The sequence below is a fragment of the Plantactinospora sp. B24E8 genome (assembly GCF_039871735.1).
Taxonomy (GTDB): domain Bacteria; phylum Actinomycetota; class Actinomycetes; order Mycobacteriales; family Micromonosporaceae; genus Plantactinospora.
In genome coordinates this window covers 52,087-69,612 of the sequence record NZ_JBDPMH010000040.1, presented here as the reverse complement: position 1 = coordinate 69,612, position 17,526 = coordinate 52,087, and the positions used below count along the sequence as shown (strand labels likewise).

The window sequence follows — 17,526 nt, the reverse complement described above, 5'->3', positions numbered from 1 at the left end:
ACTCATGACCCCATCCTGGGCCGTCACCACGCCAACAACAGTATTCAACGCTTCTCGATCCTGAACTCGCCCTGTCCGACGGACTTGCTATGAGCCGCTGGCCTCAACTCACCCTGACAGACAGGGCAGCCGCCAACCGCTACGACAAGGCAGCCTGAACAGCAAGACGGCGCGCACCCTCCTGACGAAGGTGCGCGCCGCCGGCGCATGTCAGTGCGGGTGAAAGCCGTTCTCCAAGTCGAACATCATGCCCTCGGCCTTGGCGCGCAGCGCGGCGATCACCCGGCGGGCCAGCAGCTCCGACATCCGCTCCCGGATCTGCGCCTGGTCGCACCAGGCCCAGCTGCGCAGCTCGTCCGGCGGCAGATGGATGTCAGCTGTGCCCAGCTCGTCGAGGGTGCCACCGTCGTAGACGAACATGACACCCTCGGTGCGTCCCGGCCGCGGCGGCACCCAGTCGGTCACCAACAGCCGGCCGGGGACGATCGACTTGCCCAACTCCTCCTTGACCTCACGGACCGCCGCCTGCCGGGGTGACTCGTCGGCGTCGACGCACCCGCCGACGATCTCCCAGTAGTCCTTGTAGGCGGGCTCGACCAGCAGAGCCCGCCTGGCAGCGTCGGTGAACAGAACCGCGGCGCCCATGCGTTTTCGTGGAAGCGTCGCCGTGTAGTCGCCGGATGGAGTGCTCACCACCGCAGGCTACCCGTGCCGGCGACCTCACCACGCACCTTCGGCACTCTTACGAGGCCAGCGTCGCCCACAGACAACCCGTTCCGCATCCATTGAATTGGAACACCTCACGCAGACACGGCATCCCTCCCGGCGCATCTGCTCTGACTGGTTGGCGCGGCGACAATCTGCTACCGTCTGCGACCGCATATTCTCTAACTGTGAGGCGGACCGGTGGACGGCTTCCATCGATGAAGCCGTGGCCGGGGGAGGAATGCCAGACAAAGCGCCGGCCTCGCCCAGTGCGCCCGAGGTTCTCGCTGCGGTGCCGACTCCTCGAGAGTCGGACGAGACCGGAAACCCGGGCCGGTGGATGGCGTCGGCGGGGTTGGCGGGCAGCGTGTCGCCCATCCAGGTCGCACCGAGCGTCTTGGCGAAGCGCAACCACAGCTGTCCTACTTATTTAGCGGTCAAGTCCCGCCCTGCGCTCGAGCCGCTTGGTTGGCCGCGCCTCGACAAGCCGCCGGTGCCGGTCCGCTGCGTGATGGACGCTTTGGACGCGGTGGAGTTCCGGGACAGGCCGGTCGATGACGCGGTGGCCGCGGTGACCTGCGAACAGATGCTGTCGGCTGGAGTCGAGGCATTCGTCCGTGCGGCCGTTGAGGGGGTATCTGACGATGGCTGAGAGCTCGCCACCGCTGGAGCCGGTGCCCTTCTGGTGGGTGGTTCAGTACGCCGATCAGGGGATACGCGAGCTATGGACGTGGGGCCGTCGTTACCGGTCTGACGACGGGTCCACGCGGGAGCTGAGACTGCTGCGCTTGAGCGGAGCGGTTGCGCGCCCGCGCAGCCAACCGGAGATCGCGGTGGCCGCGTACACCGCCGCGAGCTACCAGCATCCACTGGTCGGTCCGCTCACCCTCGATTCGCAGCAATTCGACGTCAGCGGCAAGTCCGACCAGCACCTCGTGGTGTTCACCGCCGAACCAGACAGCTCATCCCACGAGGCACTGAAGTTGCTCGCCCAGTGGACGAACACGCCGGTGGCTTGAAATCCCCGTTCCGAAAGTGCCCTTCCTCCGATTCAGCATCGTGGTTGTAGACCTGTTCTATGGCCGGGGCCGGGCGCGGACGCCCGATCACCCATCCACGTCGGGACGTGGTGGGCGCGATCCGCTACCTCGATCGCACCGGCTGCCAATGGAACGCGCTGCCTGCCGACTTTCCCCACCACAAGCTCGTCTACCACTACTTCAAGACCTGGAACGGGGACGGGACGCTCAACCGCATGCACAACAGCCTGCGCGAACAGGTCCGCGTGCAGGACCGCGACGCCGCCCGACCCCTGCTCTGGGCGCTACACGCCTGATTCCTCGGCATCCGCTTGGTCTGGGCCGACAGCGCCTACGCCGGCAGAGTCGTCGACTGGGCCGCCGCCCACCTCGTCCTGGCCGTGCGGATCGTCGCGAAGCTCGCGGGGCAGACCACCTTCGTCGTCCTGCACCGCCGCTGGTGCGTCGAACGCACCTTCTCCTGGATCAACCGGTGCCGACGCACCGTCCGCGACTACGAACGGCTACCCGAGCACCACGAGGCGATGGTCCAATGGGCCATGATCATCATGACCAGCCGCCTCGCCCGCCACCAAAACCCCTGATCCCCTTACTTACCAGGGTCTGAGCGTTCCGGGTTCTCTGCGAAGACCTGGGCCGCGACCTGGTAGCCGTCGAACGCGCGTGCTACGCCGGCGTAGGCCGCGACCTGAAGAAAGACTTCGGCGATCTCTTCCTTGGTGGCGCCGGCGTTGAGCGCGATGCGGAGTTGACCACGGAGGGGCTCCAGGACGCCGAGGGTCGCCGCGATGGTGACGGACACCAGTGCCCGCGTCCGTGTATCTAGGTGCTCGGTGCGCGGCCAGACGTCGCCGAAGGCGTGCATCGTCGCGATCCGTTTGAAGTCTGCGCCGTTAGCTGGCTCACCAGGGGTGGCGCCAAGAAAGCGCTCCAGGCGGAAGCCCAGCAGACGCTCAGCCGTGTCCAGCGCGGCGGCGTACCTCGGGTCTGTCGCCGCAGATGCCGGATCGTTCATCGTCACGATGCTCACTCTTCCATGTACAAGGACGAAGCGGCCGAGATCTGGCATTTCGATCGTGACTGAGGATCGCACCTAGTCAAGCTGATCAAGGAAGAGCGAGCCTGGGCCCATCAGCCCCGACGTAGCTGGCCTCGGACTCAGCCGTCAGCGGGCCACCCATGTCGACAGCGGCACTTGCCCAGATGGTGGAACCAGCGCGGATCAGAATCCCGCTACCACGGGCGCCGCTGCCCTTTTTGCCACGTCAACCCCGGCAATCGGCCCAGGTTGAGGTGGGGCTGTGGGTGCTCGGTGGGTGCTCGGACGTCGGGGAACTGACACGGACGCTCCGGGACGGGGCCGGACTTCTGGCCGCTCACGAGGCGGGCCAAACTATCGATCAACCTCCATGCGTGACGCTTCCGGGCCCTGGACCTGCACGGACGCGGTGGGATGCGGCCGGACTGAAGTGGTTGCCGTCGGACAGATTTTGCGATAGAGTCGAGCGTGGGAAAGTGGGCTACGGATCAGAAGGTTAGGGGTTCGAATCCCTTCGGGCGCACAAGCTTGACCAGGCAATATTCAACTTCATCTCGGTGTTGTTGATCTTTGTGGCCCCGTGTGGGTCGCGTTTGTGACCCACCTCGGAAGCCAGGGTCAAGCCGTTGACCTGGCTTTTTGGCCAGAACGCAGGGGATTCGCGCAGGTCCTACTTTTGGTCAGCGCGAGTCCGCCACTTGTCGTACTGAAGGTCATCCGATCGGTAGCCTCTCATCTTGTTGCTCGCCGCCTACCTTGTCTCGGCGCGGTGGCGGAGCTGATGTCCAAGAACAAGGCCGGTCTGGTGTACAGGCGCTGCGGGTGCCGGTGCGAGCAGACGAACCAACAGCTCGGGGCGCGTTGTCCTCTCCGAGTCGAGTCGGATCATGGCAGCTGGTACTTCGCCGTCCAGGTGACGAGCCTGGACGATCGACGAGTACGCATCCGCAGGGGTGGCTTCCGCAGCAGTTGGGAGGCGGAGCGAGCGTCCTGGGAGTTCCTTCAGCTCCCCGACGCGCAGGTCGCGTCTGAGTCGTGGACGGTGGGACGCTGGTTGGAGTACTGGCTGTCAGGCTTGGACGGGCGGCTGCGCCCTACAACCCTCCTGAACTACCACAGCACCGTGAAGAACCACCTTGTACCGTTCGGAAACTCGGCCGTGGGCGCTGACGTGCGACTTTGTCCGCCGTGAGATCGACGAATGGTGTCATGCTGCCGGTCATGATCCTGTCGTGCGGCTACCTGATTCTTCGTCAGACACTGCGGTTGATCATCCTGTTGGTCCGCGGCGGGCACGCCAACGCGGTTGAGGTGCTCGTGCTGCGGCACGAGGTCGCGATACTGCGTCGGCAGGTGCGCCGTCCGGATCTGGAACCGGCCGACCGGGCGGTGCTGGCCGGCCGGTCGAGGCTGCTGCCGCGGGCGCGGTGGTCGGCGTTCTTCGTCACCCGGGCCACGTTGTTGCGCTGGCACCGCAGCCTGATCGCGCGGCGGTGGACCTACCCGAGACGGCGGCGGGGTCGCCCACCGGTCACGGCGGAGGTGCGCCAGTTGGTGCTGCGGCTGGCCCGGGACAACCCCGCCTGGGGATGCCGGCGCATTCAGGGCGAGTTGGCCAACCTGGGCTACCGGTTGGCGGCCAGCACGGTCTGGGCGATCCTGACCAAGGCCGGTGTAGGTCCGGCACCACGGCGGGCGGGACCGACCTGGACCGGGTTCCTCACCGCGCAGGCCAAGGCGTCCTGTCCTGCGACTTCCGGCACGTCGATACCATCGGTCTGACCCGCGTCTACGTCCTGTTTCTGATGGAGATCGCTAACCGGCGGGTACATCTGCTCAGAGCCACGACCAACCCGACCGGTGAGTGGGTGGCGCAGCAGGCCCGCAACCTCATGCTGGACCTGGGCGAGCGGGCCGATCGGTTCCGGTTTTTTTTATCCGGGACCGAGACGCCAGGTACACCGCCGGGTTCGACACCGTCTTCCACGCCGAGGGTGTCGAGGTGCTCCGGACGCCACCGCAGGCGCCCCGGGCGAACGCGTTCGCGGAGCGCTGGGTACGCACGCTCCGGCGGGAATGCCTGGACCGGATCCTGATCTACACCACCCGGCACCTGCTCGCCGTGCTCGGCGCCTACCTCACGCACTACAACGGACATCGGCCGCATCAGGGCCGCGGACAACGTCCACCTGATCGAGACACGGCCCCAGCGCCGGTGACCGATCTGGGGGCCGTCCGAGTACGGCGCAGGAGGGTGGTCCATGGCTTGATCAACGAGTATGAGCAGGCCGCATGGCCGGAACCGAGTTCTCGAACGGCACAGGTGAACACTGCATCGGAGACAGGGGTTCGGCGTCACGCGCCTGCCCCTGTTAGCCAGTCAGGGTTTCGACTGGCTGGCCGGTGATCGCGGCGATGAGGCCGAAGTCCTTGTCGACGGCGAGGACGGTCAGTCCCGCCTTCTCGGCAGTCGCCGCGATCAAGAGGTCAGGGATTGACGGAGCGCGGTGCTGGCCGCGATCGGCAAGTAGCATCTGCACTTCCAGCGCCCGGTCCTCAATGGCGGGTGTCAGGTGCTCGACCGGCATCAAGGACAGTGGCGGCGTAGCGAACTGCCGGCGTCCCACCTCTCCGGAACGTGCCGAGTAGCCGAGTTCGAGCCGGGTGATGGTGGAGAGCCGAACGAGCCCTCGGCTGATGCGCGCGCTCCACTCGTCGCGGTTCGCCGCTTCGCCGAGTTGAAGCCGGATGTACGCGGACTTGTCGATCAGCCAACTCGTCACCGCCACGCGTTCTCCATCACCGCCGGGTCGGCAAGATCCGCGAATGCCTCTGCGGACCGTTGCCAGTCCTCGGCGGTAACCGTCCGCTCGCCGGCGGGGCTGAGGTTCTCCTCGAACTTGCGGCGTAGGTACTCGTTGCGGGATAGCCCGAGGTTAGCGGCTGCGGCGTCGATGCGGTCGATGGCTTCTTGACTGAGGTCGCGGACGAGGATGTTAGGCATGCGGCACCTCCGATTCCGGGCCAATGCTATCACGATATCACTACGGATAAGAAGGTTAGGGGTTCGGATCCCCCCCCGGGGGCGCACAGGTTTCACCAGGCAATATTCATGATCGCCGCTGACTTTCGGGTTGGTGTGGGTCGCATGTGGGTCACGTCTGTGACCCACAGGTCGGACCTGGTGGGGCCGCGTTGACCTGGGGCTTTGGGGTTGATGCGCAGCGGATTCGCGCACGGATGATGCGGATCCGCTCTTCTCGTCCGCGCTGACGAGCCCATCGGTTGATGATCATCATGTGCCTGTTGTCAGCCTGGGTCCGCCAGCTCGTGCGGTAGACAAGTTCGATCTTCAGCGTCGACCAGAAGTTCTCCATCAGCGCGTTGTCGAATGAGCCGCCGACCGACCCCATCGAGGGCAGGATCCCGTCGTCCTGTAAGCGTTCTGCGCACCGGAAGGACGTGTAGTTCGAGGCCCTGTCGCTGTGGTGGATCAACTGGCCGTCGCGGACGTCGCGGGACCAGATCCCGTATCCGAGGGCGACGAGGATGAGGTCGGTGTCGCAGCGGTCGGAGGTCTTCCACCCCGACGATCCGGCGGGAGAACGCGTCACGGACCGCGGCGAGCCAGAACACGCCCTCACCGCACGGGACGCGGGTGGCGTCGGCGACCCACAACCGGTTCGGCCCAGTGGCGGTGAACTGCCGGTTGACCAGATCCGGCGCCGGCGTCGCCCGTGGATCCTGTCGTGTGGGGCCGCCGCGCCAGCCACGACGCAGGAACGCCCCCGGCCAACCCTGGCCGGCCGTCAACCGCTCGACGCGCTTGCGGCCCACGTAGATGCCGTCGCGGCGTAGCTGCCGGTGGACCCGGTCCGCGCCGTACGTGCGCCCGGAGGTCTCCCAGATCTCGTGGATGTTGGAGATCAATCCCAGGTCGACCACGTCCCGGTCACAGGGCTGCTCGACCTGCTTCACCCACGCGTAGTAGGTCGAGGCTCCGATGTTGAGGACCCGTAGCAGGAGCGCGACCGCGAACTGGTCACGGTGTTCGTGGATGAACCTCATGACGTCGCCGGGTCGGGGCGAGCTCCGCCGCGAAATACGCGTTCGTCGCTTTCAGGATCTCGTTCGCCCGCCGCAACTCGGCGACCTCTTGCCGTAGCCGGTGGTTCTCCTCGACCATCTCGCTGGTCGGCCGGTCGATACGCTCACCGGCGTCGGCCTCGGCCTGGCGGATCCAGTTCCGCAACGCCTCGTGCTGAACGCCGAGTTGTTCGGCCAGGCGCCGGATCACCGGCTTCGGGTCCGACTCGCGGTACAACCGCACAGCGCGCTGACGTAGCTCGTCGGGGTACTTCCTCGGTGCTGCCACGAACGACTTCCTCCCCCACAGCCGTCAGACCATGGTCAAGAAGCTCCATGAAAGCGGGGGTAGCTCAGATTCGCCAACGCCCACTGATCAGAGCCGGCTCAGATGTCGAGGTCCTCCACGACGGGCTCGTCCTCGATGGTTCGTAGCGCGACCGCGTAGAGCTCCGCCGGCAGCAGCGCCTCGAGTTCCTCGACGGTGTCGGCGACCGAGAATGTGGCCTGGGCCGGTGTTCGCATCCATGCCTGGTCCGGCGACCAGTCACCGATCCAACCACGCCAGCCGGTCGCCCACCTCTTGCCGCGCTCCGCATTGGGTCCGACCGGAGTATGCAGCTTCGACTGGGAGTGGTGCACGGCGAAGCGGCCCTTGCTGGTTCGGAACAGCGAGTACGTCTCCTCGCCCTCCGCGGTCGACGAGGTCCACTCGCCCAGCGCGGTCCCGAGGAAGCGCTTGACCACGGTGCGCCCGACGCCCACCTTCACGGTGATCTCGTCGAATCCGGCGTGCCTGGCCTCCTCGACCTCGACCAGTCGGCGTAGTGCTGTGACGATCGCGGCCGAAAGGTTGCTGCCCGTCAGTTCCTGGGCGCGTACCAATAGCGGCAGGTCGTCGTCGGCGATGTAGATCGTCTTGTTCGGCATGTGCTCTTCACCTCTGGACAGCAGTCTACGCATACGTGTAAGACTACGTACATGCATACGTACACGGCTGTGAGGGTGTGGCTGTTGGCTTGCTGCGGTGCCCCCGGCTCGGTGGTCGGCCCGACTTCCGTTCCCTGCTATTCGTTGTTGCTAGGTACCGGTAGTCAGTGTTACTTTCTACCGGTAGTCAGCGACACCAAGTAGCTGGAAGGGAGGTGCTCCGTGGGCAGGCAGATGACCGAAATGCTCAAGGGCACGCTGGAGGGCATCGTCCTGGCGATCCTGGCCATGCGGCCCGCGTACGGCTACGAGATCACGGCCTGGCTGCGGGAGCGGGGCTTCTCCGACATCGCCGAGGGCACGATCTACGCCCTGCTGGTCAGGGTCGAGCAGAAGCGCCTCGTCGACGTGCAGAAGGTCCCGTCGGAGAAGGGGCCGCCGCGCAAGGTGTACACCCTCAACGCTCAGGGCCGGGAATACCTCGAGGAGTTCTGGAGGACCTGGAGCTTCCTCACGGAACGACTGGAGCAGCTCCAAGAAGGAGGCAGCTAGTTATGTCGGACGCGGAAAAGGGCGGCTTTCTCGCGAAGGTGATCGGCCCCAAGCGCCGGTGGCGGGAGTACAGGGCGCGGGTGAAACAGCTTCCCCCGCACTATCGGACGGCGGTCGACGCGATCGAACGGTACCTGATGCATTTCGGGCCGGTGACCGCCGACGGCGCGGCCTCGCTGTTCGAGGATGTCGCCGACCTGTTCGAGCGAGCTGCGGCGGACGGGACCCCGATTCGCGAGATCGTCGGGGAGGACCCGGTGGAGTTCGTGGAGGAGTTGGTCCGGAACTACCGCAGGGGCGGGTACGTCGACCGGGAACGGGCGCGGCTGACGCAGGCGATCGAGAGCATCGAGCGGGCGGAGGAGAACAGGTGACGAGTATGCAGGTTGCAGGACCCGCGATCCAGGTTCGGGGTCTGAAGAAGTCGTACAAGCAGTTGCACGTGCTGCGCGGCGTGGACTTCGACGTGGCGCGGGGCAGCATCTTCGCCCTGCTCGGCTCCAACGGAGCGGGCAAGACCACGGCCGTGAAGATCCTCTCCACGCTGCTCAAGGCCGACACCGGGACGGCCAGCGTCAACGGTTTCGACGTCGCCACCCAGGCAGCAAAGGTGCGGGAGTCCATCAGCCTCACCGGGCAGTTCGCCGCCGTCGACGAGATCCTCACCGGACGGGAGAACCTCGTCCTGGTCGCCCGCCTGCGGCACCTGAAGAACCCGGGTCGGGTCGCCGACGACCTGCTCGCCCGCTTCTCGCTGACCGACGCCGGGGCGCGGAAGGTGTCGACGTACTCCGGAGGCATGCGGCGCCGGCTCGACATCGCGATGAGCCTCATCGGGAATCCACCGGTCATCTTCCTCGACGAGCCGACAACCGGGCTCGACCCCCAGGCCCGGATCGAGGTGTGGCAGGCCGTCAAGAAACTCGCCGACCAGGGCACCACCGTACTGCTCACCACGCAGTACCTGGACGAGGCCGAACAACTCGCCGACCGGATCGCGATCCTCCACGAGGGCCGGATCATCGTCGACGGCACCCTCACCGAACTGAAGCAGCTACTCCCATCCGCCAAGGTCGAGTACGTAGAGAAGCAGCCGACCCTCGAAGACGTCTTCTTCGCCATTGTCGGCGCCGACACCACCACCGGCACCGCCGACGACTCCCACGTCGGCGCAGAGAGGTAGAGAAACGACCATGACCAGGTACTTCTTTGGCGACACCGCCGTCCTGCTGGGCCGATCCCTGACCCATGTCACCCGCAGCGTCGACACCATCATCACCACCGCGGTCACGCCGATCGCCATGATGCTGCTCTTCGTCTACGTGCTCGGCGGCGCGATCAACACCGGCGCCGACTCGTACGTGAACTACCTGCTGCCCGGCATTCTCCTGATCACGATCGCCTCCGGCATCGCCTACACCGCGTTCCGGCTCTTCCTCGACATGAAGAGCGGCATCTTCGAACGATTCCAGTCCATGCCGATCGCCCGGTCGTCCGTACTGTGGGCACACGTGCTGACCTCGCTGGTCGCCAACCTGATCTCGCTCGTGGTGGTCGTCGGCGTCGCCCTCCTCATGGGCTTCCGCTCCGGAGCCGGAGTACTCGCCTGGCTCGCGGTCGCCGGCATCCTGACCCTGTTCACCCTCGCGCTGACCTGGCTCGCCGTCATCCCCGGCCTCACCGCCAAATCCGTCGACGGGGCGAGCGGATTTTCCTATCCACTCATCTTCCTGCCGTTCATCAGCTCGGCATTCGTACCCACCGACACCATGCCCGGCCCGGTACGCGCCTTCGCCGAACACCAGCCCGTGACAGCCATCGTCAACGCGATCCGCAACCTGTTCACCGAGCAACCCGTCGGCACCGACATCTGGATCGCTCTCGCCTGGTGCCTCGGCATGCTCATCGTCACCTACCTCTGCGCCACGATCATCTACCGCCGCAGAATCAGCTGACAACACCCTGAGTTGCCCGGCCGGACACCGAGGTCTCGTTGCCGACACCGCACGACCGCAACCTGCACCGCAAGACATCTCACCAGCGGAGACACACGGCCGGCAGAAAGCCGCTCCCCCCGCTCACTCCGCATCTTCCCGCCCTCGCCGTAACGGCGTCACCAGACGCCGGCCCGAGTGACGCGACGGCGTAAAAAGCGACCCGTCCAGCCGTGGATCAGGCGGCGAGCGAATCTCGTACCTCACCCGACAGCGCCGGCCCGGTGACGTGATTGTCGGCCGCTACACCGCGTCTTTCCGGAACTCCCGATGACCAGAAAGGGCTACGTCATGGCAGGCACGACAAGCGGGGCCGCCGGGCAGGAACACGATCGGCGCCGGACCGCGAACAACGGCGTGCAGGGCGCCGGTGCCCCCGTGGGCTCCGGCAACCACTTCGGCACCGGTACGGGCGACCATGTCGAGGAGGGCTGGGGGAAGGTCGCCGACGCGTTCCACGCGAACTTCGAGGGGAACCCCGGCGAGATCGGCGCGGCGTGCAGCGTCTACGTGGACGGGCGCCCCGTCGTCGACCTGTGGAACGGCTTCGCCGATCGCGAGACAGGACGGCGGTGGGACAACGCCACCGTCGTCCAGGTCGCATCCACGACGAAGGGCGCGACCGCGATCTGTGCCCACATCTTGGCGCAGCGCGGCGAGCTGGACCTGGATGCCCCGGTCGTCCAGTACTGGCCGGAGTTCGGCGCTGCCGGCAAGGACAAGATCCCGGTGCGGTGGTTGCTGTCCCACCAGGCCGGCCTGCCGCTCGTCGACGGACCGCTGACGTTTGCGCAGGCGTGCGCCTGGGACCCGGTCATCCGCGCACTCGAGGCGCAGAAGCCGCTGTGGCGGCCGGGCACCGAACACGTCTACCACAGCATGACCTATGGATACCTGGTCGGGGAGATCGTGCGTCGGATCTCCGGCAAGTCCCTCGGCACGTTTTTTGCCGACGAGGTGGCCGCCCCTCTCGGATTGAGCGCGTGGATCGGCTTGCCCGAGGAGCACGAGCCACGCGTGGCCAGGATCGAGTACGCCGCTCCGTTCACCATGGAGGAGTTCGTCGCTGGAATGATCGAGACGACCGGGCTCGACCCGGAGACGGTCACCGCTTGGATGACCGCCGTGTGGGGCCCGGACTCGGTGCAGGCCCGCGCCGGCGAACTCGGCGGCGCACTGGACAACACCACCGAATATCACACCACGCGGGCCTGGCGCGCGGCGGAGTTCCCAGCCGCCAACATGATCACCGACGCGCGGTCGGTGGCACGGATGTACGGCGCCACGGTGAGCGACGTCGACGGTGTGCGGCTGCTCGAGCCGTCAACGGTCGAGAGGATGACGGTCGTGCAGACGGACAGGAGCCGAATGCACGGGCTGCCACCGGAACTGAACGTCCCGGCTGACCGTTCCTTCTACATGTCACTGGGGTTCTGGCGGGCATGCCCGCCGATGCCGATGCTCGGGCCGGGGGCGTTCGGCCACCCGGGATCCGGCGGGTCGATCGCTTTCGCGGACCCTGATGCGGGCGTCGGCTTCGGCTACGTCACGAACCTCTGGTCCTTCCGCCAGGGCGAGCCACGGGCGTCGAATCTGATCAAAGCCGTCCGCTCCTGTCTCACCTGAATGCTCCGGCCGGCCGCGCCGGGCAACGGCCGGTAGCCCCATCCCGTCGATGGTCGTCAATCCCGAAGTGGCGGCCACCGTCACGCCTGGTCAGCCCAACCCAGTCGGTCCAGGCCCGACGGTGGCCGCTTACCACCCATGCACGGAACCGCACACCTCTGGCTCAGGCCCTGCTGGTCAGGCAAGCCTGCTTGCGCTACCGCCTCCGCTGCGCTGCTTGCTGGGCACCGCCGCTACTCGGTGGTACGGTATACCGGTACCCGGTGTCACTGAGTACCGGTGCGGTCAGGAGGAACGGATTGGACGACCTGACGGAGATGCTGAAGGGCACGCTCGAAGGCTGTGTGCTCGAGATCATTCGCAGCGAGGAAACCTACGGGTACGCCATCACGCGTCGGCTGAACGACCTCGGCTTCGTTGACGTCATCGAAGGAACGGTATACACCATCCTGCTGCGACTGGAGAAAAACGGGCTCGTCCAGGTCACGAAACGACCGTCCGGGCTGGGTCCGCCGCGCAAGTTCTATGCACTCAACGACGCAGGGCGCGAAGAACTCACGACCTTCTGGGCGAAGTGGGAGTACGTCTCGTCGCGCATCGACAAACTCAAGGAGGGCGGGGAATGAGCTTCTGGGAGACCATCACAGGCAGCGATCTGACCCGGGAGTGGAAAGCGTTCGAGGCCCGGGCCGAGGCATTGCCGGCCGACTACCGGGCGGCATGGGGACAGATCGTGATCCACCTCTTTCCGTACGGCGGCTTCACGGGTCGCAACCTGACGCCGATCGCCGACGGCGCCCTGGGGCTACTCGAGGAGACGGCGGCGGAGGGGCAGAGCATTCACGAGGTGCTGGGTGACGACATCGAAGGCTTCTGCGCGGCGCTGGCCGGCGGGCAAGGAGCCCGGACCTACCGCGACCGGTGGCGCGAGCAGCTGAACCGGAACGTCGCAAGGAAACTGGGCCAGCTAGGAGGCTGACGTGGGTATCCAGGACATCATCGAGGGCAAGAGGCAGTGGCGGGCGCACATGGCCCGGGTCGGGGCACTCCCACGGGACTACCAGATCGTCTACAGAGAAATACAGAAGTACTACTTCAAGGTCGGGCCAGTCGGGCTGACGGACGGATCCCTCCTCGCGGGTATCCTCGACTTCTTCGAGGAAGGCGTGGCGGCCGGCAAGGGAGTCCTGAATCTCATCGGCAACGACGTCGCCGCCTTCTGCGACGGACTGGTGAAAGACTCCCGCACCTACGCCGACATCTACCAGGAGTCCATCAGCGGCGCACCCGGCACGGCCGAGAAGTAACACCTGGCGACCCAAGGCCCCGCCGGGCGCCCCTCAACCACCGGGTGCACCTTTCTCCCGTGTCCCGGCCAGCCCTGTTGCTCCGGGGGCGCGGGGGTGGGTGGCGGCAGGTGGAGCGGCCCAGGCAAGGCCTGCACCGTCCTCGACGGAGGGGGTGCCTGCCCACCCGGAGACGTCGGCGGTCACCCGGGGCACGATGACGCGTTCGATACCCTCGGCCGGGATTTCGACCCGCATCGCTATCCCGGGTGAGACGGCCGCGGCCCCGAGGCCCGGGCTTCTATGCCCTGGTGAAGCCGGTCCGGTCGGTCCGGGTGGACACGTAGCCGCTGTCGGACGATGCGTGGTGGCGGGTGCGTTACCGGTTCGGCGGCTCGTTCGCGCCGGTGTCGGGTGCCGGGCAGCAGCGTCCGAGGTAGTTCTGTAGGTCGGTGAGTCGGGCGGTGATGCTGGGCGTGTCGGCGCGATAACGGACGAGTTTGCCGTGACGGGTGGAGCTGAGCAGCCCGCCCCGGCGGAGCAGGGCGAGCTGTTCGGACGCGGTGGACTGGCCGAGTCCGCAGCGGTCGGCGACTTCGCCGACGGTGAGCTGTTGACCGCCGGCGAACAGCATCATGATCTGTTGGCGGGTTTCGCTGGCGAGGGCCTTGAGGAAGTCCTGCGTCGGCCCGTCGAGGGCTGCCGGTGTGTTCATCGCGTTCCAGTGTCCGTCACCACATCATTTCGTATCTTCGCGATATGACGATACTTTGACGTCATGGATGTTGTCGACGTGCTGGTGGTCGGGGGCGGTCAGGCGGGTCTGGCAACCGCCCAGGTGGCGGTGACCCGTGGCCTGTCGCCGGTGGTGTTGGATGCGTCGCCCGGGCCGGGTGGGTCGTGGCCGCGCTACTACGACAGTTTGACGTTGTTCTCCCCGGCCCGGTTCTCGTCGCTGCCGGCGAAGCCGTTTCCAGGCGATCCCGGACGGTATCCGGTGCGGGACGAGGTAATCAGCTACCTGACCTCGTACGCCGCACGGCTGGATGTTGATCTGCGGTGGGGTCGGCGGGTGGCGCGGGTCGCCCGGGTCGGGGACGGGTTCGAGGTGGTCACGGCGGACGGTGGTGTGCTGCGGACCCGGGTGGTGGTGGCGGCCAGTGGGGGGTTCGGCCGTCCGTACCGGCCGCCGTTGCCGGGATTGGAGACGTTCGCGGGTCGGGTGCTGCACTCGGCGGAGTATCGGGAGCCATCGCCGTTTTCGGGGGCTCGGGTGGTGGTGGTCGGGGGTGGGAACTCGGCGGTCCAGATCGGGGTGGAACTCGCGGCGGTGGCGCGGGTGAGCCTGGCGACGCGGGGACCGTTGCGGTGGCAGCCGCAACGCATCCTGGGCCGGGACTTCCACTGGTGGTTGACCCGTACCGGGTTGGATTCCTCCCGGTGGGGGCCGCGGCTGGTGAAGGGCACGGTGCCGGTGATCGACGATGGTCGGTACCGGGCGGCGGTGCGGGCCGGTCAGCCGGATCACCGGCCGGTGTTCGCCCGTGTCGACGGCGACGGTGTGGTGTGGGCCGACGGGGTGCGGGAGCGGGTTGATGTGCTGATTCTGGCGACCGGGTTCCGGCCCGACCTGGCATACCTGGCGGACACGGCGGCGGTGGACGAGCGGGGCCGGCCGCTGCATCAGCGGGGTGTGTCGATTACGGTGCCCGGGTTGGGGTACGTCGGCCTGGAGCATCAGCGCAGTTTCGCCTCTGCGACGATGCGTGGCGTGGGCAGGGACGCTGGCTACGTCCTTCGGCGGCTGGCCCGTTGAGGCCCTGCGCCGCAGGGTCGGTCACGCTGCCCCGGCCGCCGCAGTCTGGGGGCCGCAGCCACGGAACCGGTGGTCACCCTCTGGTCGGGTGGCCACCGGTTCCGTGATCGGCATGAGGTCAGCTGGCGCAGCAGCCGCCGGCGGATTCGTTGCCGGGTGAGGTGGCGACATCGACGAGAGTCAGAGGCGCGGCGAGGAGACCGCCGGAGATTCCGGTGGCGAGCCCGCGTCCGCTGGTGACCGGGGTGGTGTCGGCGGTCGGGGTGCCGCAGCAGCCGCCGCCGCTGTCGGTGGTGTCGTCGAGGATCGGGTTGCTGCTGCAGACGCCCGTTTCGGGCAGGTCGAGTTGGACGTCGCGGGCCGCCGTCCAGTCGCCGGCGAGGGCGGCGACCACGGAGCGGGCCTGTTCGTAGCCGGTGGCCATCAGGAACGTCGGGGCGCGGCCGTAGCTCTTGACCCCGATGGCGTGGTAGCCGGGTTCGGGGTGGGTGAGTTCGTCGACGCCGTGGGGCGGGACGGTGCCGCAGGAGTGCTGGTTGGGGTCGATCAGTGGGGCGAGGGCCCGGGTGGAGCCCATGATCGGGTCCAGGTCGAGCCGCAGTTCGGTGGCGATGGTGTGGTCGGGTCGGAAGCCGGTCGCCGAGACGATCCGGTCGATGGTGAGGGTCCGGGTTCCGTCGGACACCGTCACGGCGCCGTCGGCTGCCGGGGTGAGCTGGTGTACGGAGAATCCGGTGACGAGGTTGATGCGGCCGGCTTCGACGTGTTCGCGCAGCCGGGTGCCGAGGGCACCGCGGGCGGGTAGGGCGTCGGCGGCCTCGCCGCCGTAGGTCCGGGCCGGGCTGGTGGCCCGGATCGCCCAGCTGACCTTCGTGCCCGGTGCCTGCTCGGCAAGTTCGGCCAGGGCGAGCAGGGTGTTCGCGGCGGAGTGGCCGGCGCCGACGACCAGGACCCGCTTTCCGGCGAACCGGTCCCGATCGGCGTCGAGCACGTCGGGCAGCGCGTGCGAGATGACGTCGGTGGCGGTGGCTTCTCCGTGGGCGGGGACGCCGGCGGCGCCGAGGACGTTGGGGGTGTGCCAGGTCCCGGAGGCGTCGATGACCGCGCGGGCGAGCAGGTCCGTACCGGAGGCGAGCCGGATCAGGAACGGGGTGGTGTCCCGTCCGGTGGTGCGGAGCCGGTCCAGGCCGAGCCGGGTCACGGCGACCACTCGGGTGCCGTACCGGATGTTCGGCTTCATCGCGGGCAGGTCAGCCAGCGGGCGTAGGTAGTCCGCGACGAGTTGACCACCGGTCGGCAGGACGTCCGGGTCGGGTTCGACCCAGCCGGCGTCGCGCAGCAGTCCGGCGGCGGTCTGGTCGACGTTGTACCGCCACGGCGAGAACAGCCGCACGTGCCCCCACTGCGTGACGGCCGCGGCGGGTCCGTCGCCGGCCTCGAGCACGGTGAACGGCAGCCCGCGCTGGTGGAGGTGGGCGGCGGCGGCCAGGCCCACCGGCCCGGCGCCGATCACGACCACGGGCAGGTCTTCCAGACGGTCGTTCATGACATCTCCTCTATCTTGAAGATACTCGAAACAGCAGGTCGGGCGGTGCCAAAGCCCGGAAGTCGAGGGCTGGCGGGGTCAGGTGATGGTGGGGCTTCGGCGTTCGATCGCCACGACGTCGCGCCACCTGTTCCGGTGCCGGCCGATCCGCTCCCGGACGCCGATGATCCGGAAGCCGGCCCGCTGGTGCAGCGTCAGACTGGCGACGTTCTCCGGGAAGATCCCGGACTGGATGGTCCAGATCCCGGCGGCCTCGGTCGAGGCGATCAACGCGTCGAGCAGGGCCGCACCGACCCCGGCGCCTTGTGCGGTGGGATGGACGTAGACGGAGTGTTCGACGACCCCGGCGTAGACGGCACGGCTGGACACCGGGGAGACAGCCACCCAGCCGATCACGGTGCCGTCGTCGTCGACGGCGACCATGCGGTGGTCGGGCAGCTTGCCGGTGTCGAAGGCCGCCCAGGTCGGCGCCGTGGTCTCGAAGCTGGCATCGCCGCCGTCCAGACCGGCCTGGTAGATCGCCAACACCACGTCGGCGTCGGCGGGCCGCAACGGGCGGATCCGCATCAGCAGCCGCCGATCGGCGCCGGTGCGGGCCTGGCCATCACGACGTCGGCGGCGGAGGGGAAGCAGCTGATGCAGGCGTTGTTGATCCGGTAGTGGCGGGCGGTGCCGACCTGGTCGACGAGGACGAACCGGACGTCGGCGAGGATCTTCAGGTGCTGGGACACGGTCGACTGCGCGAGCCCGACGGCCGTCACGATCTCTCCGACGCTCATCGGTCGGCCCGCCCGGGCCAGGTACTCCACGATCTGCACCCGGCTCGGGTCCGCTAGGGCCCGGAACCAGGACGCGTACTGCGCCGCGACCGCCCGGTCCAGCAACTCCGCCACCACGAACCACCCT

General features: G+C 67.5%; 25 protein-coding genes. 14 read left to right on the top strand and 11 right to left on the bottom strand.

Annotated features, from left to right (window positions below; all coding sequences use genetic code 11):
- Window positions 1-210: 210 nt before the first annotated feature.
- Window positions 211-693: an NUDIX hydrolase gene (locus ABGB21_RS32790; protein ID WP_347654523.1), complete on the bottom strand. Its 483-nt coding sequence runs from the start codon at window positions 691-693 to the stop codon at window positions 211-213.
- Window positions 694-1,349: 656 nt separating this feature from the next.
- Between ABGB21_RS32790 and ABGB21_RS32785 the strand changes: the two genes are divergently transcribed.
- From ABGB21_RS32785 to ABGB21_RS32775, 3 genes are read left to right on the top strand one after another with little or no spacing between them, the layout of a single operon-like run.
- Window positions 1,350-1,724 carry a hypothetical protein gene (locus ABGB21_RS32785; protein WP_347681118.1) on the top strand — a complete coding sequence of 125 codons (375 nt, stop codon included), beginning with the start codon at window positions 1,350-1,352 and terminating at the stop codon, window positions 1,722-1,724.
- A 59-nt stretch (window positions 1,725-1,783) separates the two neighbouring features.
- On the top strand, window positions 1,784-2,041 hold the full coding sequence (locus tag ABGB21_RS32780; protein ID WP_347654525.1) for a transposase: 258 nt from the start codon (window positions 1,784-1,786) through the stop codon (window positions 2,039-2,041).
- A gap of 15 nt (window positions 2,042-2,056) precedes the next feature.
- A complete protein-coding gene (locus ABGB21_RS32775; RefSeq protein WP_347654526.1) occupies window positions 2,057-2,329 on the top strand; it encodes a transposase in 273 nt (90 codons plus the stop codon).
- A 5-nt stretch (window positions 2,330-2,334) separates the two neighbouring features.
- On the opposite strand, the gene ABGB21_RS32770 is transcribed toward ABGB21_RS32775, so the two are convergent.
- Entirely contained in the window at window positions 2,335-2,775 is a 441-nt protein-coding gene (locus ABGB21_RS32770; protein WP_347681116.1) for a carboxymuconolactone decarboxylase family protein, read from the bottom strand.
- Between the two features lie 1,230 nt (window positions 2,776-4,005).
- Between ABGB21_RS32770 and ABGB21_RS32765 the strand changes: the two genes are divergently transcribed.
- Complete coding sequence (locus ABGB21_RS32765) at window positions 4,006-4,566, top strand: helix-turn-helix domain-containing protein (RefSeq protein WP_347681114.1); 561 nt, start codon at window positions 4,006-4,008, stop codon at window positions 4,564-4,566.
- Window positions 4,567-4,648: 82 nt separating this feature from the next.
- Window positions 4,649-5,191, top strand: coding sequence for an integrase core domain-containing protein (locus ABGB21_RS32760; protein WP_347681113.1), 543 nt, complete (start codon window positions 4,649-4,651; stop codon window positions 5,189-5,191).
- On the opposite strand, the gene ABGB21_RS32755 is transcribed toward ABGB21_RS32760, so the two are convergent.
- From ABGB21_RS32755 to ABGB21_RS32735, 5 genes are all read right to left on the bottom strand, one after another.
- Entirely contained in the window at window positions 5,157-5,573 is a 417-nt protein-coding gene (locus ABGB21_RS32755; protein WP_347681111.1) for a PIN domain nuclease, read from the bottom strand. The genes ABGB21_RS32760 and ABGB21_RS32755 overlap by 35 nt on opposite strands.
- Window positions 5,564-5,788, bottom strand: a complete 225-nt coding sequence (locus ABGB21_RS32750) for a hypothetical protein (protein WP_347654531.1) — start codon at window positions 5,786-5,788, stop codon at window positions 5,564-5,566. Before ABGB21_RS32750 ends, ABGB21_RS32755 begins: the two co-directional genes overlap by 10 nt.
- Before the next feature lie 151 nt (window positions 5,789-5,939).
- Window positions 5,940-6,398 carry a hypothetical protein gene (locus ABGB21_RS32745; protein ID WP_347654532.1) on the bottom strand — a complete coding sequence of 153 codons (459 nt, stop codon included), beginning with the start codon at window positions 6,396-6,398 and terminating at the stop codon, window positions 5,940-5,942.
- Between the two features lie 428 nt (window positions 6,399-6,826).
- On the bottom strand, window positions 6,827-7,159 hold the full coding sequence (locus tag ABGB21_RS32740) for a transposase (protein WP_347654533.1): 333 nt from the start codon (window positions 7,157-7,159) through the stop codon (window positions 6,827-6,829).
- Between the two features lie 98 nt (window positions 7,160-7,257).
- The gene (locus ABGB21_RS32735) at window positions 7,258-7,800 is read right to left on the bottom strand and encodes an EXLDI protein (RefSeq protein WP_347681109.1); all 543 of its coding nucleotides are present in this window, start codon (window positions 7,798-7,800) and stop codon (window positions 7,258-7,260) included.
- Between the two features lie 222 nt (window positions 7,801-8,022).
- Here ABGB21_RS32735 and ABGB21_RS32730 point away from each other — a divergent pair, with 222 nt between their 5' ends.
- From ABGB21_RS32730 to ABGB21_RS32695, 8 genes are all read left to right on the top strand, one after another.
- Window positions 8,023-8,352 carry a PadR family transcriptional regulator gene (locus ABGB21_RS32730; RefSeq protein WP_347654535.1) on the top strand — a complete coding sequence of 110 codons (330 nt, stop codon included), beginning with the start codon at window positions 8,023-8,025 and terminating at the stop codon, window positions 8,350-8,352.
- 2 nt (window positions 8,353-8,354) lie between these two features.
- On the top strand, window positions 8,355-8,726 hold the full coding sequence (locus ABGB21_RS32725; RefSeq protein WP_347654536.1) for a DUF1048 domain-containing protein: 372 nt from the start codon (window positions 8,355-8,357) through the stop codon (window positions 8,724-8,726).
- 5 nt (window positions 8,727-8,731) lie between these two features.
- Window positions 8,732-9,535: an ATP-binding cassette domain-containing protein gene (locus ABGB21_RS32720; RefSeq protein WP_347681120.1), complete on the top strand. Its 804-nt coding sequence runs from the start codon at window positions 8,732-8,734 to the stop codon at window positions 9,533-9,535.
- Between the two features lie 10 nt (window positions 9,536-9,545).
- A complete protein-coding gene (locus ABGB21_RS32715) occupies window positions 9,546-10,307 on the top strand; it encodes an ABC transporter permease (protein WP_347681107.1) in 762 nt (253 codons plus the stop codon).
- Window positions 10,308-10,724: 417 nt separating this feature from the next.
- Entirely contained in the window at window positions 10,725-11,972 is a 1,248-nt protein-coding gene (locus ABGB21_RS32710; protein WP_347681105.1) for a serine hydrolase domain-containing protein, read from the top strand.
- A gap of 299 nt (window positions 11,973-12,271) precedes the next feature.
- Window positions 12,272-12,598: a PadR family transcriptional regulator gene (locus ABGB21_RS32705; protein ID WP_347654539.1), complete on the top strand. Its 327-nt coding sequence runs from the start codon at window positions 12,272-12,274 to the stop codon at window positions 12,596-12,598.
- A complete protein-coding gene (locus tag ABGB21_RS32700) occupies window positions 12,595-12,951 on the top strand; it encodes a DUF1048 domain-containing protein (protein WP_347654540.1) in 357 nt (118 codons plus the stop codon). The genes ABGB21_RS32705 and ABGB21_RS32700 overlap by 4 nt, the downstream gene beginning before the upstream one ends.
- A gap of 1 nt (window position 12,952) precedes the next feature.
- On the top strand, window positions 12,953-13,279 hold the full coding sequence (locus tag ABGB21_RS32695) for a DUF1048 domain-containing protein (RefSeq protein ID WP_347654541.1): 327 nt from the start codon (window positions 12,953-12,955) through the stop codon (window positions 13,277-13,279).
- A gap of 358 nt (window positions 13,280-13,637) precedes the next feature.
- Here ABGB21_RS32695 and ABGB21_RS32690 read toward each other — a convergent pair whose 3' ends face one another.
- Window positions 13,638-13,973: a metalloregulator ArsR/SmtB family transcription factor gene (locus tag ABGB21_RS32690; RefSeq protein WP_347654542.1), complete on the bottom strand. Its 336-nt coding sequence runs from the start codon at window positions 13,971-13,973 to the stop codon at window positions 13,638-13,640.
- Between the two features lie 63 nt (window positions 13,974-14,036).
- Between ABGB21_RS32690 and ABGB21_RS32685 the strand changes: the two genes are divergently transcribed.
- Window positions 14,037-15,074 (top strand): NAD(P)/FAD-dependent oxidoreductase, encoded by a 1,038-nt coding sequence (locus ABGB21_RS32685; RefSeq protein WP_347654543.1) that lies wholly within the window; start codon window positions 14,037-14,039, stop codon window positions 15,072-15,074.
- A 118-nt stretch (window positions 15,075-15,192) separates the two neighbouring features.
- On the opposite strand, the gene ABGB21_RS32680 is transcribed toward ABGB21_RS32685, so the two are convergent.
- The 3 genes from ABGB21_RS32680 to ABGB21_RS32670 form a co-directional block, all read right to left on the bottom strand.
- Window positions 15,193-16,620, bottom strand: a complete 1,428-nt coding sequence (locus tag ABGB21_RS32680; RefSeq protein ID WP_347681103.1) for an FAD-dependent oxidoreductase — start codon at window positions 16,618-16,620, stop codon at window positions 15,193-15,195.
- 78 nt (window positions 16,621-16,698) lie between these two features.
- Window positions 16,699-17,187 (bottom strand): N-acetyltransferase family protein, encoded by a 489-nt coding sequence (locus tag ABGB21_RS32675; RefSeq protein WP_347654545.1) that lies wholly within the window; start codon window positions 17,185-17,187, stop codon window positions 16,699-16,701.
- Complete coding sequence (locus ABGB21_RS32670; protein ID WP_347681101.1) at window positions 17,187-17,516, bottom strand: metalloregulator ArsR/SmtB family transcription factor; 330 nt, start codon at window positions 17,514-17,516, stop codon at window positions 17,187-17,189. The genes ABGB21_RS32675 and ABGB21_RS32670 overlap by 1 nt, the downstream gene beginning before the upstream one ends.
- Between the last annotated feature and the right edge of the window lie 10 nt (window positions 17,517-17,526).